The 19,374-nt window shown below is 43.1% G+C and carries 20 protein-coding genes, 1 other RNA gene and 1 pseudogene; 5 read left to right on the top strand and 17 right to left on the bottom strand.

The features are described 5' to 3' along the window. Positions 1-137: 137 nt before the first annotated feature. Positions 138-449, bottom strand: coding sequence for a post-transcriptional regulator (locus IRB43_RS01360; RefSeq protein ID WP_238941734.1), 312 nt, complete (start codon positions 447-449; stop codon positions 138-140). A 117-nt stretch (positions 450-566) separates the two neighbouring features. Here IRB43_RS01360 and spoVB point away from each other — a divergent pair, with 117 nt between their 5' ends. After that, positions 567-2,102, top strand: a complete 1,536-nt coding sequence (spoVB, locus tag IRB43_RS01355; protein ID WP_203361629.1) for a stage V sporulation protein B — start codon at positions 567-569, stop codon at positions 2,100-2,102. Positions 2,103-2,104: 2 nt separating this feature from the next. Here spoVB and IRB43_RS01350 read toward each other — a convergent pair whose 3' ends face one another. Beyond that, positions 2,105-2,752: a DUF421 domain-containing protein gene (locus IRB43_RS01350; protein ID WP_481748104.1), complete on the bottom strand. Its 648-nt coding sequence runs from the start codon at positions 2,750-2,752 to the stop codon at positions 2,105-2,107. Positions 2,753-2,831: 79 nt separating this feature from the next. Here IRB43_RS01350 and IRB43_RS01345 point away from each other — a divergent pair, with 79 nt between their 5' ends. After that, on the top strand, positions 2,832-3,212 hold the full coding sequence (locus IRB43_RS01345; protein WP_238941733.1) for a TIGR04086 family membrane protein: 381 nt from the start codon (positions 2,832-2,834) through the stop codon (positions 3,210-3,212). Positions 3,213-3,355: 143 nt separating this feature from the next. Here the strand turns inward: IRB43_RS01345 and yajC are convergent, their stop codons facing one another. The 6 genes from yajC to ruvA are packed head-to-tail and all read right to left on the bottom strand — an operon-like array spanning position 3,356 to position 7,697. Continuing rightward, positions 3,356-3,619 carry a preprotein translocase subunit YajC gene (gene yajC, locus IRB43_RS01340; RefSeq protein ID WP_203361627.1) on the bottom strand — a complete coding sequence of 88 codons (264 nt, stop codon included), beginning with the start codon at positions 3,617-3,619 and terminating at the stop codon, positions 3,356-3,358. 30 nt (positions 3,620-3,649) lie between these two features. Next, a complete protein-coding gene (gene tgt / locus IRB43_RS01335; protein WP_203361626.1) occupies positions 3,650-4,789 on the bottom strand; it encodes a tRNA guanosine(34) transglycosylase Tgt in 1,140 nt (379 codons plus the stop codon). Between the two features lie 21 nt (positions 4,790-4,810). Continuing rightward, entirely contained in the window at positions 4,811-5,839 is a 1,029-nt protein-coding gene (gene queA / locus IRB43_RS01330; protein WP_203361625.1) for a tRNA preQ1(34) S-adenosylmethionine ribosyltransferase-isomerase QueA, read from the bottom strand. Between the two features lie 18 nt (positions 5,840-5,857). Then, positions 5,858-6,064: a DUF2905 domain-containing protein gene (locus IRB43_RS01325; protein WP_203361624.1), complete on the bottom strand. Its 207-nt coding sequence runs from the start codon at positions 6,062-6,064 to the stop codon at positions 5,858-5,860. Next, a complete protein-coding gene (ruvB, locus tag IRB43_RS01320) occupies positions 6,061-7,062 on the bottom strand; it encodes a Holliday junction branch migration DNA helicase RuvB (protein ID WP_203361623.1) in 1,002 nt (333 codons plus the stop codon). Before ruvB ends, IRB43_RS01325 begins: the two co-directional genes overlap by 4 nt. Positions 7,063-7,085: 23 nt before the next feature. Further along, on the bottom strand, positions 7,086-7,697 hold the full coding sequence (ruvA, locus tag IRB43_RS01315) for a Holliday junction branch migration protein RuvA (RefSeq protein WP_203361622.1): 612 nt from the start codon (positions 7,695-7,697) through the stop codon (positions 7,086-7,088). 172 nt (positions 7,698-7,869) lie between these two features. On the opposite strand from ruvA, the gene ssrS reads away from it, so the two are divergent. Further along, positions 7,870-8,056: non-coding RNA, 6S RNA (ssrS, locus tag IRB43_RS01310), on the top strand. Between the two features lie 93 nt (positions 8,057-8,149). Here ssrS and IRB43_RS01305 read toward each other — a convergent pair. The 6 genes and pseudogenes from IRB43_RS01305 to nadB all read right to left on the bottom strand — a co-directional run bounded on the left by IRB43_RS01305 (position 8,150) and on the right by nadB (position 14,626). Further along, positions 8,150-8,674 carry a YhcN/YlaJ family sporulation lipoprotein gene (locus IRB43_RS01305; RefSeq protein WP_203361621.1) on the bottom strand — a complete coding sequence of 175 codons (525 nt, stop codon included), beginning with the start codon at positions 8,672-8,674 and terminating at the stop codon, positions 8,150-8,152. 67 nt (positions 8,675-8,741) lie between these two features. Beyond that, complete coding sequence (locus tag IRB43_RS01300) at positions 8,742-9,689, bottom strand: phosphotransferase (RefSeq protein WP_203361620.1); 948 nt, start codon at positions 9,687-9,689, stop codon at positions 8,742-8,744. Positions 9,690-10,782: 1,093 nt separating this feature from the next. Then, positions 10,783-10,929, bottom strand: a pseudogene (gene safA, locus IRB43_RS18135) (SafA/ExsA family spore coat assembly protein); the annotation flags it as partial. Between the two features lie 176 nt (positions 10,930-11,105). Beyond that, complete coding sequence (gene nadA / locus IRB43_RS01290) at positions 11,106-12,209, bottom strand: quinolinate synthase NadA (protein ID WP_481748099.1); 1,104 nt, start codon at positions 12,207-12,209, stop codon at positions 11,106-11,108. Then, positions 12,187-13,065 (bottom strand): carboxylating nicotinate-nucleotide diphosphorylase, encoded by an 879-nt coding sequence (gene nadC, locus IRB43_RS01285; RefSeq protein ID WP_203361619.1) that lies wholly within the window; start codon positions 13,063-13,065, stop codon positions 12,187-12,189. Before nadC ends, nadA begins: the two co-directional genes overlap by 23 nt. Next, on the bottom strand, positions 13,034-14,626 hold the full coding sequence (gene nadB / locus IRB43_RS01280) for an L-aspartate oxidase (protein WP_203361618.1): 1,593 nt from the start codon (positions 14,624-14,626) through the stop codon (positions 13,034-13,036). The genes nadC and nadB overlap by 32 nt, the downstream gene beginning before the upstream one ends. A gap of 92 nt (positions 14,627-14,718) precedes the next feature. On the opposite strand from nadB, the gene IRB43_RS01275 reads away from it, so the two are divergent. Together IRB43_RS01275 and IRB43_RS01270 are read left to right on the top strand one after the other, a co-directional pair. Next, positions 14,719-15,855 carry an IscS subfamily cysteine desulfurase gene (locus IRB43_RS01275; protein WP_203361617.1) on the top strand — a complete coding sequence of 379 codons (1,137 nt, stop codon included), beginning with the start codon at positions 14,719-14,721 and terminating at the stop codon, positions 15,853-15,855. A 15-nt stretch (positions 15,856-15,870) separates the two neighbouring features. After that, positions 15,871-16,413 (top strand): transcription repressor NadR, encoded by a 543-nt coding sequence (locus IRB43_RS01270; protein WP_203361616.1) that lies wholly within the window; start codon positions 15,871-15,873, stop codon positions 16,411-16,413. A gap of 201 nt (positions 16,414-16,614) precedes the next feature. Here the strand turns inward: IRB43_RS01270 and pheA are convergent, their stop codons facing one another. The 3 genes from pheA to obgE are packed head-to-tail and all read right to left on the bottom strand — an operon-like array spanning position 16,615 to position 19,296. After that, positions 16,615-17,466, bottom strand: a complete 852-nt coding sequence (gene pheA, locus IRB43_RS01265) for a prephenate dehydratase (protein WP_203361615.1) — start codon at positions 17,464-17,466, stop codon at positions 16,615-16,617. Positions 17,467-17,522: 56 nt separating this feature from the next. Beyond that, entirely contained in the window at positions 17,523-17,978 is a 456-nt protein-coding gene (locus IRB43_RS01260; RefSeq protein ID WP_203361614.1) for an ACT domain-containing protein, read from the bottom strand. A 28-nt stretch (positions 17,979-18,006) separates the two neighbouring features. Next, entirely contained in the window at positions 18,007-19,296 is a 1,290-nt protein-coding gene (gene obgE, locus IRB43_RS01255; RefSeq protein ID WP_203361613.1) for a GTPase ObgE, read from the bottom strand. Positions 19,297-19,374: the final 78 nt, after the last annotated feature.

Raw genomic sequence — 19,374 nt, 5'->3', positions numbered from 1 at the left:
AACTTCCTCCTTAGCCATATAAAACTCGAAAAATATGGAATAGTCCTTACTCATTTAAAAAATTCTGGTAAAAGGATACCAGAATTCCTCAACAAAACTATTATGAAGCAGAAAATAACTCGTGTCAATTTATGGCCTCATGGCTTTTTGGGACGAAATAGCTCCTGCAGTTCTTCGTGGTTGACTTCCTCTAGCCAATTGGGTGATCGATAGGCTTCCACCGTAGCAAAATTCATATAATCAACCGGTTTTGTCGATACAATATCGGCCACGAGCTGATACATATGAACCTCTTCCGCCGGTTTCTTCCACTTCTTCTTCGTTAAATACTCCCATAATGATGGAATATCAATCGTCCCATAATTTAAAAGACGAAACTCCTCGACCTTACTCCTTAGCACTGGCAATAGCTGATGAAAATAAACGTCATAAGGGTGCTTATTTACCAAACTTCTCATCCCCTTTAGTTAGAAGAACTATGATGAACATGTCATGCTTGCCCACCTTTTAGGCATATACATCTTATTGTAAAGCAATTTATCCTTTTTGAGAAGGCAGGGAGAAAGATGTCGAAGTTTTTAAAAGGTACGATGATTTTAATGGTCTCCATATTAATTACGAAAATTTTAGGATTTATTAATCGAATTGTGATTGCCCGCCTGATCGGAGAGGAGGGTGTAGGCCTTTATATGATGGTCTTTCCAACCTTCATCTTAGTCGTCACCATCACACAATTTGGTCTCCCTGTAGCCATCTCTAGAAGCGTCGCCACCGCTTTAGCGAAAGGGAATCACGGAAAGGTCAAGAAGATTCTTGCTGTCTCACTAACAATCACACTCTCATTATCTCTCATTTTCACACCGCTGTTACTATTTCTAGCGCCCGCTTTATCAAAAGTGTTATTTACCGACCCGCGGACATATTATCCATTAGTAGCGATTACACCAACCATTCCAATCATCGCTATCTCCTCTGTTCTCAGGGGCTATTTCCAAGGAAAACAAAATATGAAGCCAGCTGCTTATTCCCAAATTATTGAACAAGTCGCACGCATTTTATTAATTGTCGTGTTAACGAAGAAATTTTTGCCGCTGGGCATTGAATATGCAGCAGCAGGAGCAATGACAGCAGCGGCGATCGGCGAATTAGCTTCCCTTGTCTATTTGCTGACGATGTTTAAAATCAAAAAAAATTTCCGCTTACGGAATCGTTTTTTCACTGCCATTCATTCCGGCAAAGAAACAGCGAAGGAATTATTAGAAGTGGCTCTTCCAACGACAGGAGGCCGAATGATTGGTTCCCTTTCTTGGTTTTTTGAACCGATCGTCGTCACACATAGTTTGGCGATAGCTGGAGTGGCTGCTGTGACCGCCACAAAAGAGTATGGGGTGCTAACGGGATACGCCTTGCCTGTTATGTTTTTGCCTTCCTTTGTGACGCTGGCCTTATCTACTTCTCTCGTCCCGGCAATCAGTGAAGCGTATGCTCAAAAGCAGCATCGCCTGCTCGAACATCGCATTCAAGAAGCGCTACGATTTTGTTTAATTTCGGGAGGACTCGCCGTCTTGCTGTTATATTTGTATGCTGAACCACTAATGCAGTTTATGTACCATTCCACGAACGGTACAAGGTTTATTCAATTATTGGCTCCGTTTTTTTTATTTTATTACTACCAAGGTCCACTTCAAGCCGTACTGCAAGCATTAAACTTAGCCAATACTGCGATGGTGAACAGCTTCATTGGGGCGGTTGTAAAGCTAGCGGTGATTTATATTTTTGCTTCCCAGCCACAATTTGGGATATATGGCGCAGCATTAGGCATCGCAGTCGGCACTTTGCTCGTCACTCTTTTACATTTGGCCAGTGTCTTTAAAAAGATATCGCTGTCATTGGATTTACGGCAATATGGAAAATTCCTTTTGACCTTAATCGCCGTTCTCTTTTTAAGCGACTGGATGAATCATTTTCTTGCCTCCAAATGGAGTGGATTCACCTTTCTTCTACTGGGTCTTAGCTTTACAGCTATGATTTACGGATGTCTAGCACTGTTATTAGGTTTAATTACAAAGCAAGATATGGCAAAGTTCAGACGAAAAAAATAGGCCTAGTCTTTTTCATCAATAAAAAATTGACCGTCATGAAAGCTACAAAAAGAGATATCGGTTGCGTTATGATATCCTCTCTTTTTTAACGCTTTTAACAACCATTCTTCTGTTTGTTCAATCATTTGCAGATGCTCATACTGAATATCGCCATCGAGTATGAGCGGCAAAGTGAAGGTTCCGCTTTTTCGTTTATTTTCTTTTTGTAAAATTGATAAGCTACCTGATGGTTCTAAAATGGCATATTCCACTTGATCAATATGGCGAATATCCTTTTCTCTCATTTGCAGAAGAAGATCATGAAAATTGTAGCGTTGTCTCCTCATTGCTTGTTCATTAATTCTACCTTGAAAGATGATGATTTCCGGCTTGCCGTCAATGACTTCTCTAAACTTCTTACTTTTTAATGAAATAAAGGCGAAAGTAATCTGCACCACTGCTAGAACAAAGATGGGAGCGATTGTGTGCATGATTGGCTCACCCGGTTCTTCAATCGCTATGACTGCCATCTCACCAATCATTAAAAAAACAACTAAATCCAATATGCTAAGCTCCCCGATTTCCCTTCGGCCCATGAGCCGAAACACAAATAAAATGACGATATACAAAAATATCGTCCGAAAGACAATTGTTAAATAAACCATAGCCATCTCCTTCATGTTCAATCGTCTATACATACTAGTATGGTCACCAATTGAAAAAACATGAAGAAAAATAAAGGAGGAATGTATGATGAAGTCATTTAGTTATGGGGTCATGTATGGAACAGCTGTTATCTTTATTATTGCCATTGTTTGCAGCTTCTTATTTTCTTCTATTTTGCGCTGGAGTGCTTTAACAGAGTCTTCCGTTCAATTTTCGATTACGGTCACCTCTTTTATCGCTTTGTTTCTAGGAGGATTTATCTCTGGAAAGTTCGCTCAAAGTAAAGGCTGGATGGCAGGCGGATTAACAGGTGTCTTATATAGCCTGACAATGTTCTCCTATCAATCCCTTGGCTACCAAGCACCTTTCCATTGGGAGCAATTTGTCTATCACAGCTGTTTCATCATTACCGCGATGATGGGCGGCATCCTCGGCGTCAACTTATCTGGAAAGCGTGGAAGCTGATTTATTCTTGTACGAAGGCCGATTTATTCTTGCGAAGGCCGATTTATTCTTGCGAAGGCCGATTTATTCTTGCGAAGGCCGATTTATTCTTGCGAAGGCCGATAAAAAAGCGTCCTTCCTGTACGGAGGACGCTTTTTTCAACTTATACAGTTGTTGTTTTCTCTACCACTTCACGAATCGCATTACGATCGTATGTAAGACGGCTGCCATCTCCACATTTAATTACGACAGTTCCTTCATCAATCGCATCGATAAAGCCGTGAAGGCCTCCGATTGTGACGATTTTGTCACCTTTTTGCAAATTGCTTTGCATCGCTGCTACCGCTTTTTGACGTTTTTGCTGCGGACGAATAAGCAAAAAGTAGAATAGAACAAACATCAATAGAAGCATAATAATTTGTTGCATGGTATCACCCCTTTCCGAGAACGATTGAAATTAGAAGTTTTTCGCATCTGGACGATTAAAGCCATATGCTTCAAAAAACTCGTCGCGGAAATCACCTAAACGGTCTTCTCTAATCGCTTGTCTCACTTGTTCCATTAATTTTATCAGAAAATAGAGGTTATGGTAAGTTGTAAGTCTAATACCAAAGGTTTCATTTGTCCGAATTAAGTGGCGGATGTACGCACGAGAGTAATTGCGGCAAGTATAGCAATCACAATTTTCATCGAGGGGACCAAAATCACGAGCGTATTTCGCATTTTTCACAACTAAGCGGCCTTCGCTTGTCATTAATGTGCCATTTCTAGCAATTCGAGTCGGCAGCACGCAGTCAAACATATCCACTCCGCGAATCGCTCCGTCAATTAAAGAATCTGGAGAACCTACTCCCATTAAATAGCGCGGCTTATTCGCCGGCAAGAATGGTGTCGTAAAATCAAGCACGCGGTTCATCACATCTTTCGGTTCCCCTACAGACAATCCGCCAATCGCATAGCCTGGAAAATCCATGGAGACTAAATCAGCGGCACTTTGACGTCGCAAATCCTCATATTCTCCACCTTGAACGATACCAAACAATCCTTGATCTTGCGGACGCGCATGCGCTTTTAAACAACGCTCCGCCCAGCGTGATGTCCGCTCTACGGACCTCTTCATATAATCGTATTCAGCTGGATAAGGTGGACACTCGTCAAATGCCATCATAATATCGGACCCGAGCGCATTTTGAATCTCCATCGCTTTTTCAGGAGATAAAAACAGCTTGTCTCCATTTAAATGATTGCGAAAATGAACGCCTTCCTCTTCTATTTTACGAAATTCACTTAAAGAAAAGACTTGAAATCCGCCGGAATCGGTTAAAATCGAACGATCCCAATTCATGAATTTATGAAGTCCGCCTGCTTCTTTCACGATGTCATGACCGGGACGAAGCCATAGGTGATACGTATTACTTAAAATAATATTCGCACCCATTTCTTTCAAGTCCTCTGGAGACATTGTCTTGACTGTTGCCAGTGTACCGACCGGCATAAAAATAGGCGTCTCAAAACTGCCGTGCGGTGTATGCACACGACCAAGACGGGCACCTGTTTGTTTACAAGTTTTAATTAATTCATATTTAATAGCTGACAAATGATATTAGCTCCTTCCTAATTACTTAATTAACATCGCATCGCCAAAGCTGAAAAAGCGATATTTATTTGCTACAGCCTCTTCATACGCCTTCATCACATGCTCTTTGCCAGCGAGCGCACTCACAAGCATGATCAGCGTTGACATCGGCAAATGGAAATTCGTAATCATGCCATCAATCGCTTGAAACGGGAAACCTGGATAAATGAAAATATCCGTCCAGCCACTCGCTGCTTCAACCTTTCCACCATGATCACGAGCCACCGTTTCTAGCGTTCGAGTTGACGTTGTTCCTACACTAATCACGCGGCCGCCTTGTGCCTTCACCTCTTGAATTAAACGAGCTGTTTCTTCTGATACTTGATAAAACTCCGAATGCATTTCATGGTCTTCAATCGTATCCACCGAAACGGGACGAAACGTACCAAGTCCGACATGAAGCGTAATAAATGCAATATGCACACCTTTTGCACGGATTTCATCTAATAACTGTTCGGTAAAGTGAAGCCCAGCTGTTGGTGCTGCTGCTGAACCACGCTCTTTCGCAAACACCGTTTGATAGCGTTCTTGCTCATCTAACTGTTCTTTAATGTAAGGTGGAAGCGGCATTTCTCCAAGCTCCTCTAACACCTCATAGAAAATCCCTTCATAGAAAAACTCAAGAATGCGTCCGCCATGATCTTTCTCAGCGATACAAGTAGCCGTCAAACGACTGTCACCGAAGGAAATGACACTTCCTTCTTTAATTCGTTTCGCTGGCTTCACGAGTGTTTCCCAGCGATCTCCCTCTTCTTGCTTCAAAAGCAATACTTCAATTTTAGCACCGGTTTCTGCTTTTACGCCATATAAACGTGCTGGCAAGACCCGCGTATCATTGAGCACAAGACAGTCGCCTGGATTCAAAAATTCGGTGATTTGCTTAAATACTCGATGCTCGATGGCTCCTGTTTCTTTATCTAATACCATTAACCGGCTTTCCGCCCGCTCTTTTAAAGGCGTTTGGGCAATCAAATCTTCTGGAAGATAAAAATCAAAATCTTCTACTTTCACGTTCTTCATCCCTATCTGTCATTTCCATTTTCCAACCACATAAAAAATCAATGATAATACCACACTAACAAGAATCGATGTCATGATTGGAAAATAGAAAGTCGTATTTCCTTTTTTAATGAGAATATCACCTGGTAAGCGGCCAATTTTCACAAATTGCATTACTAGTCCAATCGTGAAAATGGCTACTCCAAGCAGCATCAATGTTTTTCCGATCCCGCTCATTCTTTCGGCACCTCCATTTGGAAGTGATGATACACAAGCTCACTCACAATCCGCCCTCTTGGTGTACGCTGTAAAAAACCAATTTGCAGCAAGTAAGGCTCATATACATCTTCAATCGTCACCGCTTCTTCTCCGATGCTTGCGGCAATCGTTTCAATTCCAACAGGCCCGCCACGAAAACGTTCAATAATCGCTTTTAATAATTTATGGTCAATATGATCAAGTCCCCGGCGATCGACTTGCAGCAGCTCCAATGCTTCTTGGGCGATCTCAAAATTGATCGTTCCATCGCCGCGCACTTGGGCATAATCGCGCACCCGTTTCAATAGACGGTTCGCAATCCTTGGTGTCCCGCGTGAACGACGAGCAATTTCCGCGGCACCTTGAGCATCCATCTTCGTTTCCAAAATATCCGCCGTCCGAAGCACCACTTGCTGCAGCTGCTGTTCATTGTAATACTCTAATCGACTTAATACGCCAAAACGATCTCTCAACGGGGCGGACAATGATCCTGCCCGTGTCGTCGCTCCAATTAACGTAAACGGCGGCAAATCCAAACGAACAGAACGAGCACTTGGCCCTTTCCCTATGACAATATCTAAGCAAAAATCTTCCATTGCTGGATAAAGCACTTCTTCAATCGAACGTGGCAAACGATGAATTTCATCGATAAACAACACATCACCTGGCTCAAGTGCTGTTAACACCGCTGCTAAGTCACCTGGACGTTCAATGGCTGGACCTGCTGTCGTTCGCAGTTGCACCCCCATTTCATTGGCGATCACAGCAGCTAATGTTGTTTTCCCAAGCCCCGGTGGTCCATATAATAACACATGATCTAATGTTTCTTCTCTCTGACGGGCGGCTTCAATGAAAATTTCCAGATTGTTCTTCACTTGATCTTGGCCGATGTATTGCTTTAATGTTTGAGGACGCAATGACTGTTCTTCATACATTTCGGCCATTTCCGCTGTTCCAGAGACGATCCGGTCTTCCATTCTTTCACCCCTCTTCATTCAGTTTAACCATTCAAGAGTAACTGCAATCCTTTACGGATATATTGATCAGTCGTCATTTCTTCCGTTTTTAGTTTCGCGCTAATCTTTTTAAGTTCGCGCTCAGAATAACCGAGAGCTTCTAGCGCCAGCATGGCTTCGTCCAGCTCAGCAGAAAGAGCGACTCTTCTTTCATCCTCTTCCGCTTGAAATAAATTAGGAAAATACTCCGGCACAACATCCGCTAATTTCCCTTTTAAATCAAGAATCATTTGCCGCGCTGTTTTCTTGCCGACACCTGGAAACTTCACTAAAAACGATTCATCTTCTTGTTCAATCGCATGAATTACTTGCTGCGGTTCCCCGCTGGCCAATACCGCAAGCGCCCCCTTTGGCCCAATGCCCGACACGCAAATCAGCTTCTCAAACATTCTCTTCTCTTCTAACGAAAGAAAGCCGTACAATGCCAGTACATCTTCGCGCACATGCTGATACAAATAAATCGTAATGACCTGCTTTTCAAATTTCGAAAAAGCAAACGGATTCGGCGTGAGCACTTTATAACCGATGCCACCGTTTTCAATGACGACATACTCCGGTCCAATAAATTCCACGCTTCCTTTAATATATTCGTACACTTCGTTTCTCCCCTTCTATCCAGTACACTTCATTGTATCATACCATGATTTATCTGTGCACGAAATCAAAAAGAAACGTTTGTTCCTAAATAAAAAATCCTTTTTGCCTATGTTAGCTAAGCATGAATGAATTTGGATTTGCATTTTCCGATGATTTTATGTAATATAGTCCTATCAGCTGCGTTGTGCGTAATCTTAATAAAGTTTTAACCTTTAAGCTGAAATAGGGAGTTTTATATTGAAGCAGGAATATCATGCCCCATTTTGAATGAGGACGATAGGAACGTTTCTGCAAACACCCACTTTATGGAGTGGTGGTTTTAAAACTCTATTAACTGTACGGCAACCGCGGCCTTTCCATTACATACTAAGCCAGTTTCCTTTTAGGGAAGCTGGCTTTTTATTTTTCGTCAATCAAACAAGCAGGAGTTGTCAACACTCCCGCTTATTTATTAGCGACTAAATCTTTCATTCGGCAAATCGATCGGCCCGCCATCCCGCAAATCATTATCTAAATTCCGCAAATGACTGTAAGAAGCGTGATCAGTCGAGACGCGCACTTGATATCCATCTGTATAAGGAGCTATGGCTTTTTCCACACCTTTTTTAATTCTTGCTTTTTCTTTTCTTTCTGTACCTTCTTCCTTTAAATGAACAGCGACTTCAATCTTTTTTCCGTTAATCCACGCTCGGGCATCCGTCACACCACGAACTGTCATTGCCTCTTTTGACAGCCTCTCCGCTAACCGACCTGGATAATTTTCGTAATAAGAAGTTTTGACCTTTTCCGGTGTCAATCCTCTATTCCCGTGATAATTAATATCGGTGCTCCGCTGATGCTCTTCTCCATAACTTTCACCAGAATAAAAACCATGCTCTTTATTAGGGTCTTCGTAGCTTTTCTCTTGATCATAATTACAAGCCGCTAAGCTGATCACTAAAAATGTCATTACACAAGCTGTGAGCATATCCTTCATGTCTCCACCCCTGAAACTAGATTTCGGGCATTTCTCACCCTTCTTAGTTTGAGGGGATTCAGACGACTTATGCTAGTTCATTTTGCCATTTCACAAAAAAGGCCTCTCTTTTTTGAAAGTTAGTTACAGTTAAATCGTAAGTATGCTGATAATCTCCGCTTATAGAATGGATAAAACGGCGACATTCACGAAAAATATCGGTAGGAAATAATAACTGCAAATAAAATTCTTCATCCTCTTTAAATTCCGCAAGCGCTCCATGCTCCATGATTGGATCGAGATCCCAATCGACAAGAGGCAAGACACGATTAGCAAATTGTAAGTAATCATACATCGCTGGGGCTTTCATCGCTAAATCGAAATCGATTAAAAATAACGGTCCTTTTTCCGCTCGCAAAAAATTATGAGCGACGATGTCACCATGAATAATGACCGGTTTTCTTTCACGCCATGTTCGTTTCATTAGCTGCGTCAAAGACCACTTTCCCATTTCTATATACCGCTCTAGCAGTGACTTTGGAAAATAGTGCTGTAATTGAGGAGACAATTGAATAAAGGAGTTCAATCTTTGCCGCCAGCGAGTCAGCTGGTCAAGCGGAGGAAAATGGCCATTTAGCTCATCAACAAATGTCTTCGTTTGTGTATGAAAGGAGCTCAGCAACTGTAACGCCTCTTCTCTTTCCTGCCTTGATTGAAACGTATACATCCGCTTAGATGCTTTAATAAACGGCATCAGAGCAAAAATGTTTTTTTCAATTATAATGGGGGACGCCGAATGAAAAGGAATAATGGAATAAAATTTAGCCGACAATAACTTTTCTGTCAGCTTCCACTGTTTCATAAATTGCTCTTGAGTGCCATAACGCTTTAAAAACCATTGATGATCGCCAGCATAGACGACCCATTTGCCGGTTTTTATAGGATAAATACAGTCGATTTCTTCCCCTAAAGCTGCGGACAATTGAAAAAGGAGACGGGATAAAGGCGCGTCTCCAAATGTTGCTTTATTCCTCATCTTCATCAAATCGCGGAAAGCCCATCATGCCATACGGCTGAGGTTGCCCACAGCCACATCCGGTTGGAGCCATTGGCTGATTCGGATATGGGCTATACATATAAGGAGATGCCATCATTTGTTGCGGATACGCTCCGTAAGCAGGCTGCTGCGTATATGCTCCCATAACTGCTGGCGATTCCATTCCGTACCCCGCTGGAACCATAGCAAAAGGAGAACCAAAACCAGTTCCTGGCATCACCGGTGTGACAGGCACACATCCGGTTGCTGGCATCGCAGCCGGAAAAGTTTGTGCTGGAAACGCTTGTGTTGGATACCCTTGCATCGGAAACGCTTGAGGCGACATCATTGGCGACTCTGCGGTCTGTACCCCTTGCACATTTCCAACTGGCATATTAGGCATCATCATATTTGGCATTGCCGTATTGGGCATCATGGCATTTGGCATCATCATATTCGGCATGATAGAAGATTCATCCGACGATTCTTCCATCATGGCCATATTGACGTTCGGATAGTGCATTGGCATAGCCATCGGCTGGACTGGGGCGGCCGGCATACTCCACTGTTGTGGCATAGCCGTTCCACAGCCACAAGTTTGCGGCGACATAGGATACATAGACATGTATGGATTCATCGGTTGAAAACATCCTCCTTGTAGTTGAGGTTCCATAGCCATCTGCGGCATGACTGGCGGTATCATCGGTACTTCTGAGCTTTCCACCTCTTCTTTTTCATTTAGCCCCGGAAAAATATTATCCGGCTTTTTCGGTACTTTTGGCGCCGGCTTAAGGGTTGGTGCTTTTGCTACTGGAGCCGGCGGTGCGGGCGGTGCAACCGGCTTTTTCACTTCTGGTGCAGGCGGTGCAATCGGCGCTTTTGCTGCCGGAGCAGGTGGGGGGGGCGGCTGCATTTGAAAAATTTGATTGATTTCCACCTCAGGAATAATAGGCGGCATTGGAGGTGGCATGGCTGGCTTTTGAACAACCACCTTTTCTTTTTCCTTCACAGGAGGGGCTAGCGGTTGTTCTACTTTCTTTTCTTTCTCGACCGTTCCCATTTTCGGCATTTCCTTATTAGGCATGCCTGCTGATGTAGGCACTTTAATTTTCATGCCTGGCATGATTAAATCGGGGTTGGAGAGTTGGGCATTCATCTTCTTCAACTCTTCAAAATTAACTCCGTATTTTTTAGCGATCGTCCAGAGTGTATCCCCTTTCTGTACAATATGGATCTTCATTTTTTCCCTCCTTAGGCATTCGTCGATATAGTGTATGTGGGCGATGCGAATTTGCGAACAAACTTACACAAAAATTTTATGCGCAAAAGAAGGAGAATATGAATCATCGCGCTGGAGATTGCTTCTTCGGCTTCACACAAAAAATCCCTCGCCCGATAAGCGAAGGATCTCTCATGTTATTGTTCTAACATCCGATTTAACGCAAGCAAGGCATCATTTGTTGTTTGCTGGTCTACCTCAATGACATTGCTTGGGCCGCCTTCTACAATGAGTTCTAATGACCAAAGCAAGTGCGGTAAGTCGATGCGATTCATCGTCAGACACGGACACATATTTGGATTTAATGAAATAATTTTTTTATCCGGATGGTTCTGGATTAAGCGGTTCACCAAGTTCATTTCTGTACCGATTGCCCAAGCGCTGCCCGGAGCGGATTGTTCAATTGTGTCAATAATGTATTTCGTTGAACCGTTATCATCAGATAATCCCACTACTTCCCGGCGACATTCTGGATGAACGATAATGTTCATGTCAGGATATTGTTGACGAACCTCTTCAATATTTTTCACCGTGAAATTTTCATGTACAGAGCAATGCCCTTTCCATAAAATCACTTTCACTCGACTGAGATCCCCCTCATACTCCAGTTCGTGACGAATCGGATCCCAAACCGCCATTTCATCTAGCTCAATCCCTAAATCAAAAGCAGTATTACGCCCCAAATGCTGATCAGGCAAGAAAAGAATTCTTTCTTTTTGGGCGAAGGCCCATTTCACTATTTTATGCGCATTCGATGAGGTGACCGTTGCTCCGCCATTGCGACCAACAAAGGCTTTAATCGCTGCTGTTGAATTGACATACGTTAACGGTAGCATCGTATCACCAAATAAGGCTTGCAGTTTCCCCCAAGCGATTTCCGTTTGGTGAATATTCGCCATATCTGCCATCGAACAACCAGCGCGCATATCTGGTAAAATGACCGTTTGTTCCTTTGTTGTTAACATATCCGCCGTTTCTGCCATAAAGTGAACACCGCAAAACACAATGTATTTAGCCTTTTTATTGCTTGCCGATACTTGCGCCAGCTGCAGTGAATCACCGACTGCGTCCGCAAATTGAATCACTTCATCTTTTTGATAATGATGCCCTGGGATAAAGAGCGAATCCCCCAATTCCTCTTTAATCGCTCTTACTCGCTCTTCCATTTGCTCTTTCGTCATTTGGCGATAACGATCAGGCAATGAAAATAATGGCTGCTTAAGCATTTCTTGAATAGACACCGTGAACTTCCTCCTTCTTTACATATGGTTGCACTTTCGCGCTAATATCAAGGGCTTGAACAGAATGAGTCAACGCGCCGAGAGAAATGTAGTCCACACCACTTGCAGCATACTCTCGAATATTACCTAAATGAATCCCGCCTGACGCTTCTGTTATTATCGATGCTGGTACAATCTTGATCCACTCTTTAATCTCTTCCGGTGTTCGATTATCAAACATAATAATATCGGCTTGAGCTTCAATCGCTTCTTCTAGCTGCTGCTTCGTTTCAATCTCCACTTCGATTTTCACGGTGTGACCTGCAAAGGCTTTGGCTTTTTGTACTGCTTGTATAATGCCGCCCGCAAAGGCAATATGATTATCTTTAAGCATAATCGCATCATACAGGCCGCGACGATGATTGACACCTCCGCCCATTTGCACAGCATACTTTTCCAGCATCCGAAGACCTGGCGTTGTTTTCCGCGTATCACAAATTTTCGCTTTTGTTCCCTTTGTTTGAGAAACGGCCTGATGTGCAGCTGTCGCAATTCCCGACATGCGCTGAATCAAATTTAAAATGACTCGCTCCCCTTGAAGCAAACCGCGCATCGTTCCTGCCACTTCTGCAATGACTGCTCCAGCCGTGATCCAATCCCCATCCTTCACCTTCATCTCTACCGAACTAACGGGATCAATTAAAGAAAATCCAACGGCAATTACTTCTTCTCCGCAAAAAATCCCGCTTTGTTTAGCTAAAAGCTGAAACTGTCCCCGTTCTTTCGATGAAAAGACCGCTTCCCCGCTTAAATCGCCATCGCCAATATCCTCTAAAAAAAATTCTTTAAGCATGGATTCTAGCTTGATCCGATTCACAAAAACCTCTCCTTACCCACGTTTGTTGTATCGTTTGTATAATGCGTTTTCCGAGCCAGCTTTCTTCTTCCACTGAAAAATCTGCACGAATATGCGCCCCTCGGCTTTCTTCCCGCAGCAGCGCCGGGTAACTAATTAAATAACTGTTCATAAATAAAAATAGCTTCTCAATTTCTTCCTGTGAAAGAACATCGATCCCCTTCTTCATCCAATCATTGACCCCTATTGCCTTTAAATATTGCAGATGCCTTTGAAGCTTTTCGCCTGAGCGAATCATTCCCACCGCATCCATCATTCGCTGTTGCAGCTCACTTTTAGATAACGAGGCGATCTTGCCTTGATCGATTTGCTCTTCATAATGAAAAACAGATGCCGAGTTTGACACATAAGGCTGTTCATTTAAATATTTCGCGAGCCGGCGACCAAACACAATTCCCTCTAACAACGAATTGCTTGCCAGCCGATTTGCTCCGTGGACGCCGCTACTTGCTGTTTCTCCGATGGCATATAACCCTGGGAGCGTCGTCCGACCAAACGTGTCGACACAAATGCCTCCCATTAAAAAATGGCTGCCGGGAGCAACCGGCAACAAACCTTCTGCAATCGAAATTCCATGTTGCTTACAAAGAGCCGTGATCGTCGGAAACTGCTGCTCAAAGTTAGCAATCGAGCGAATATCAATGTACACTTCTTTTCCATTGGCTCGAGCTTTGTAAATTTCATAAGCGGTAACATGTCTCGGAGCTAAATCTTTTAATGGATGAACATGCTCCATCAGTCGATGGCCCATATGATCAACAAGAACACCACCTGCTCCTCTCACCGCTTCAGATATAAGCCCTTTTGTTTCTCCGTTCACATAAAGCAAGGTGGGATGGAATTGTATAAACTCCATATCGGCAACCTCTGCTCCCGCGCGAAAAGCCATTGCAATCCCATCGCCTGTTAAAGTTTTTTGATTTGTCGTAAACGGATAAATGGCACCCACCCCACCTGAAGCTAACACGACGTGGTGAGCACGATATATTTGAATGGACCCATCTTTTCTTTTCGTTTTTACACCAACACAAGCCGAACGGTCTGCTGATAATAACAACTCATAGGCCATTTCTTGTTCAATCACTTGCACATGCTTTGGCAGCTGTTCAAGCAAAAATTCAATTGTATGCCGACCAGTTGCATCACCGCCTGCGTGAACAATTCGATTGGCTCGATGTGCCCCTTCTAATCCCAATGAAATATGTCCCAACTCATCCCGATCAACTGGCAAACCTTCCGCTATTAGCTGTTGAACAGCAGCCGTTCCTTCTTCGACTAAACGTTCTACCTCACGATAAGAGTGATGAAAACGCCCCGCAGTGATCGTGTCTTCAATATGGAGCTTCGGGTGATCACTACGATCAACAACCGCGGCAATTCCTCCCTGCGCCCAATACGAATTGCTTTGCCGAATCACTGATTTTGTGATAACACTCACATGCAAAGACGAATGTAATAGACGGGCTAATTGTAAAGCGGCAATTCCCCCACCAATAATCAATACATCCATTTGATTTTTCATATTTTCTCCTCCTGTTTTAACAGGTGTCTTGACACATATATTTACACAAATTTAAACTAAAGACAAGACTTTTTTATACAGGAGAGATAACCATGCCTTATTTTGACTACGCAGCCACTACGCCGATGTGCGAAGAAGCACTCAATGTGTATATAGAAGCGAGCCGGAAATTCTTTGGAAATAGTTCAAGTCTGCATGATGAGGGAGGGCGTGCTCGCTTTTTGCTTGATAGCTGCCGGGAAAAGCTAGCCACTCTGATTGGCGGACAGCCAGAAGGCGTTTATTTCACGTCCAGCGGGACAGAAAGCAATTTACTAGCCGTTATTTCTTTAGCTAAACAAAAGCAGCCAGAAGGGACTCACATTATTACGACGATGGCTGAACATTCTTCGGTTCATGCGGCGATGAATTATCTTGAACAAGAAGGGTTTCAAATTACTCGACTTCCGTTCAATTCTGAAGGCGTATTAGACATACAGACACTTGAAGATGCGATAACAGAGGAAACTGTTCTTGTTTGCTTACAATATGTCAACTCTGAAATTGGAACGATTCAGCCCGTCATTGAAGCCGGCATGATGTTAAAGGAGAAGGGAATTCTGCTGCACTGCGATTGTGTTCAAGCTTTTGGTAAAATCGATCTACAGCCGTTACTCCCTTCTATCACTAGCCTATCGATTTCCTCTCATAAAATATATGGCCCGAAAGGAGTCGGAGCAGCCTACGTGTCTCCGTCTATCCCTTGGCGACCGATATTTCCAGGCATTTCTCATGAAAAAGGATTTCGCGGAGGAACCGTTGATGTGCCTGGGATCGCAGCATTTATAGCTGCTGCTGAAAAAATGTGTCAATCGTACTCGCTCGATAAAGAATGGAAATTGCGGCAACGGCTAAAAGAACAATTAGCCGCCTCCTCCTACGAATGGATTGAGACAAAACATGAGCGTCAGCTCCCGTCCATCATCGGCATGAAATTAATGGGAACAGAGGGGCAACTGATGATGTTGCATTTAAATGAATACGGCTTTTCGATTTCCACCGGAAGCGCTTGCCAATCTTCAAATGAAGGCGGCACAAAAGCGGTACAAGCGATGGGATTTTCCAAAGAGGAGGCGAAACAGTTTTTCCGTATTTCTTTTGGCGAACAAACAACGATAGCAGAAGTCGACGCTTTGGCGAAGCGGCTACTTGAGAACAATTGTGCTACAATAGAGAGTATTGAAATTTAACATGGAGGGATTCAAATGGCTCCAGGGAAGAAAATTTTAGGAGAAGAGCGGCGATCACTGATTTTAACATGGCTTCAAGAAAGTCAAGAGCCGTTAACCGGAAGTGAACTGGCTAATCGTACAAATGTTAGCCGTCAAGTGATCGTTAATGATATTACGTTATTAAAAGCGCGAAATGAACCGATTATGGCGACGAGCCAAGGATATGTCTACTTACCTCAGCCATCACAAGAGAAATGGTATGAGCGTTCCGTTGCTTGTTTTCATTCACCTGAACAAACGGAAGATGAATTAAATTTGCTCGTCGATTTCGGCCTTCTTGTGAAAGATGTCAAAATCGAACATCCGATTTATGGCGACTTAACCGCTTCCATCATGGTATCCAACCGGAAAGAAGTCGCACAATTCGTTCAAAAAGCAGCCGAAACAAATGCCGCTTATCTTTCTCAGCTGACAAATGGGGTGCATTTGCACACGATTGCCGCAAAGGATGAGCGCACGTTAGATGAAGCAGAAGCCGCATTGAAAAAAGCTGGTTTTTTGCTGACGGAGAATTAAGAAAACTAGCCAGATGAGCGCTCATCTGGCTAGTTTTCTAGTTGGCTATAAAAGGGGGTTTATGAATATATTCCTTATCTTTTATTTGCCGAATATTAAAAGATGCAATGTCTGTATTATTTATTTTCACCCCAGGCATATAATCGCTACTTTTTGATTCATTTCTTTTCCTCATCCATTAAAGATTTCTTTAAAGACGAGTCATTCAATCGAATAAGCTTGATAGCTTCCAAGCACTTGCACCGAACAACCGAGCGCTTCCATTTCCGCAAAAGCCCCCGGAAGCAAGACATCATCTATTTTTTGGGCGATATCAATGATAAAGAAATAGTTTCCTAGCCCTGTTTTTAACGGCCGGGATTCAATTTTACTTAAACTGATGTCTCTCCAAGAAAAAGCAGATAACACTTGGTGTAAGGCCCCTGCGCGATCGGATGGCAAGGTGACGACAATCGTTGTTTTATCTAGCGGGTTGGTTAATGGCAAGGTTAGTGCTTGATCTTCTTTTGCCAACACAATGAATCTTGTATGGTTATAACTATAATCATGAATATTTTCTTGGGCGATCGCTAAATCATATTGCTTCGCTGATAATGAGTTGGCGATCGCGGCATACCGATGTTCTGGGTGTTCACTTATATATTGAGCAGCAGCCGCTGTCGATGTCATTTGTTCAAAAGATACTCGATGAAAATGCGTATGTAAAAATTTATGGCATTGAGCGATCGCATGCGGATGAGACATAATTTTTTCTGCCTGCTTCCAATCTGCTAGATGATTCTTATGTACGAGCAAATGCTGCTGAATCGGTGCTGTCATTTCCCCAATGATTTTTAAATTGGCTTCATGAAATAAATAATCAATCGTTAAATTGACCGTTCCTTCAAGAGCATTTTCAAGCGGCACAACGGCTAAATCGACTTCCCCTTCAATGACAGCATCCATACATGCCGGAATCGTTAAATAAGGAATACGCTCTTCTTCTGGAAACGCACTTCGAACAGCAATATCAGTAAAGGTCGCTTCCGGACCTAAGTAAGCTATTTTCTTCAACTGGCTCTCTCCCTTGTAAGAATATTAAAAAAATTCACCTTAGTAAAAGGCGGCTCTTAAGCACCAGAGCCGAGAACTTCTACCGTATCTACAAATTCTAAGTTTTTCAATTCCATAAGCATTTCTTCCAAATCAATCGTCATATCGGTCACATTTAACGACAAGGTGACATTTGCTCTCCCTTGAATCGGAATCGTTTGGTGAATCGTTAAAATGTTACCATGATATTTCGCTACTAGCCGAAGCAATTCTGACAATGTACCTGAACGGTCTTCAAGATGAAAAAACAAAGTAATAATTCGTTCTTTCACAATTTTATGAAAAGGAAAGACCGTATCTCGATATTTATAAAAAGCGCTGCGACTTAAGTCGACTTTTTTAACGGCATCCCAGACAGAATCTACTTTGCGTCGCTCAATGAGTTCTTTTGCCTCGAGCGTTTTTTTCATCGCTTCTGGCAAAACATCCGCTCGCACAAGATAAAATTTTTGATCAAAATCCTTCTTTGCCAATGTGCTTCCCCCACTTTACAGCGACCGATTACTCGACAAATTCAAATTCATATTCCAATAGTCGAACAATATCGCCATCTTCTGCTCCGCGCTCACGCAACGCCTCATCGACACCCATTGAACGCAACTGGCGTGCAAAGCGACGAACGGAATCTTCGCGTGAGAAGTCGGTCATCTTAAATAATTTCTCCACTTTCGCTCCGCTGACTACGAAGCAGCCGTCAGAGTCTCTTGTAATTTCAAATTCAGCTGCTTGATTTTCATGTTTGTACATGACGCGGTGAATACCTTTTTCTTCTTCAATATGCTCAAGTGGAAACTCTGGCGTTTGCTCAATTTTATCCGCAATCGCAAATAATAGTTCTTTCAGTCCTTCTCGAGTGATAGCTGAAATTGGAAAGATCGGCGCATCACTGCCCACTTTTTCTTTAAATATGCGAAGATTTTCTTCTGAATCTGGCATATCCATTTTATTAGCGACAATAATTTGCGGGCGCTCTGTTAAACGTAAATTGTATTCTTGCAATTCCTTATTAATGGTCACATAATCCTCATAAGGATCACGTCCTTCTAACCCAGACATATCAATCACATGGACAATGACGCGCGTTCTTTCAATGTGCCGTAAAAACTGGTGCCCAAGCCCCACACCTTCATGCGCTCCTTCAATTAACCCAGGAAGATCGGCTAACACAAAACTGCGGCCATCGTCCGTCTCCACTACACCAAGATTGGGAACAATCGTCGTGAAATGATACTCAGCAATTTTCGGGCGAGCAGCGGATACGACTGATAGCAACGTTGATTTCCCAACGCTTGGGAAGCCCACAAGCCCAGCATCTGCCAATAGTTTTAATTCTAACACTACGTATCGCTCTGTCCCTGGTTCACCGTTCTCTGAAAGCTCTGGTGCCGGATTCGCTGGTGTAGCAAAACGAGAGTTTCCACGGCCGCCGCGACCGCCTTTAGCGATCACTGCTCTTTGGCCATGCTCCGTTAAATCCGCGATCACCTCTTTCGTGTCATCATCTGTCACAACTGTCCCAGGTGGAACTTTGACAATCATATCAGCTGAATTTCTTCCATGCTGATTTTTGCTCATGCCATGTTCTCCACGATCCGCTTTGAAATGACGCTGGTAACGGAAATCCATGAGCGTCCGCAAACCTTCATCCACTTCAAAGATGACGTCAGCTCCTTTACCGCCATCGCCACCGGCTGGTCCGCCTTTAGGTACATATTTCTCTCGGCGAAACGCAACCATCCCATTTCCGCCGTCTCCGCCTTTTACATAAATTTTCACTTGATCTACAAACATAAAACCCTCCTGTTATCATTAAAACATCTTAAATTTAAAATAAGCGAGATAAACCTTTCGTGTCCTACCGTATGGAAG

Source organism: Bacillus sp. REN10, from assembly GCF_016820555.1.
Taxonomy (GTDB): Bacteria; Bacillota; Bacilli; order Bacillales; family Domibacillaceae; genus Bacillus_CE.
The sequence above is the reverse complement of the archived record's forward strand: the minus strand, read 5'-3'. Positions and strand labels throughout refer to the sequence as shown.

Excerpts from the sequence above, each read along its gene's own strand:
- IRB43_RS01345 (WP_238941733.1), top strand. The coding sequence starts at position 2,832 with ATGATGAAGTCATTTAGTTATGGGGTCATGTATGGAACAGCTGTTATC.
- IRB43_RS01305 (WP_203361621.1), bottom strand. The coding sequence starts at position 8,674 with ATGAAGGATATGCTCACAGCTTGTGTAATGACATTTTTAGTGATCAGC.
- nadB (WP_203361618.1), bottom strand. The coding sequence starts at position 14,626 with ATGAAAAATCAAATGGATGTATTGATTATTGGTGGGGGAATTGCCGCT.
- ruvB (WP_203361623.1), bottom strand. The coding sequence starts at position 7,062 with ATGGAAGACCGGATCGTCTCTGGAACAGCGGAAATGGCCGAAATGTAT.
- IRB43_RS01350 (WP_481748104.1), bottom strand. The coding sequence starts at position 2,752 with ATGGCTATGGTTTATTTAACAATTGTCTTTCGGACGATATTTTTGTAT.
- IRB43_RS01300 (WP_203361620.1), bottom strand. The coding sequence starts at position 9,689 with ATGAGGAATAAAGCAACATTTGGAGACGCGCCTTTATCCCGTCTCCTT.
- IRB43_RS01275 (WP_203361617.1), top strand. The coding sequence starts at position 14,719 with ATGCCTTATTTTGACTACGCAGCCACTACGCCGATGTGCGAAGAAGCA.
- yajC (WP_203361627.1), bottom strand. The coding sequence starts at position 3,619 with ATGCAACAAATTATTATGCTTCTATTGATGTTTGTTCTATTCTACTTT.
- spoVB (WP_203361629.1), top strand. The coding sequence starts at position 567 with ATGTCGAAGTTTTTAAAAGGTACGATGATTTTAATGGTCTCCATATTA.
- obgE (WP_203361613.1), bottom strand. The coding sequence starts at position 19,296 with ATGTTTGTAGATCAAGTGAAAATTTATGTAAAAGGCGGAGACGGCGGA.
- IRB43_RS01270 (WP_203361616.1), top strand. The coding sequence starts at position 15,871 with ATGGCTCCAGGGAAGAAAATTTTAGGAGAAGAGCGGCGATCACTGATT.
- IRB43_RS01325 (WP_203361624.1), bottom strand. The coding sequence starts at position 6,064 with ATGAGCGGGATCGGAAAAACATTGATGCTGCTTGGAGTAGCCATTTTC.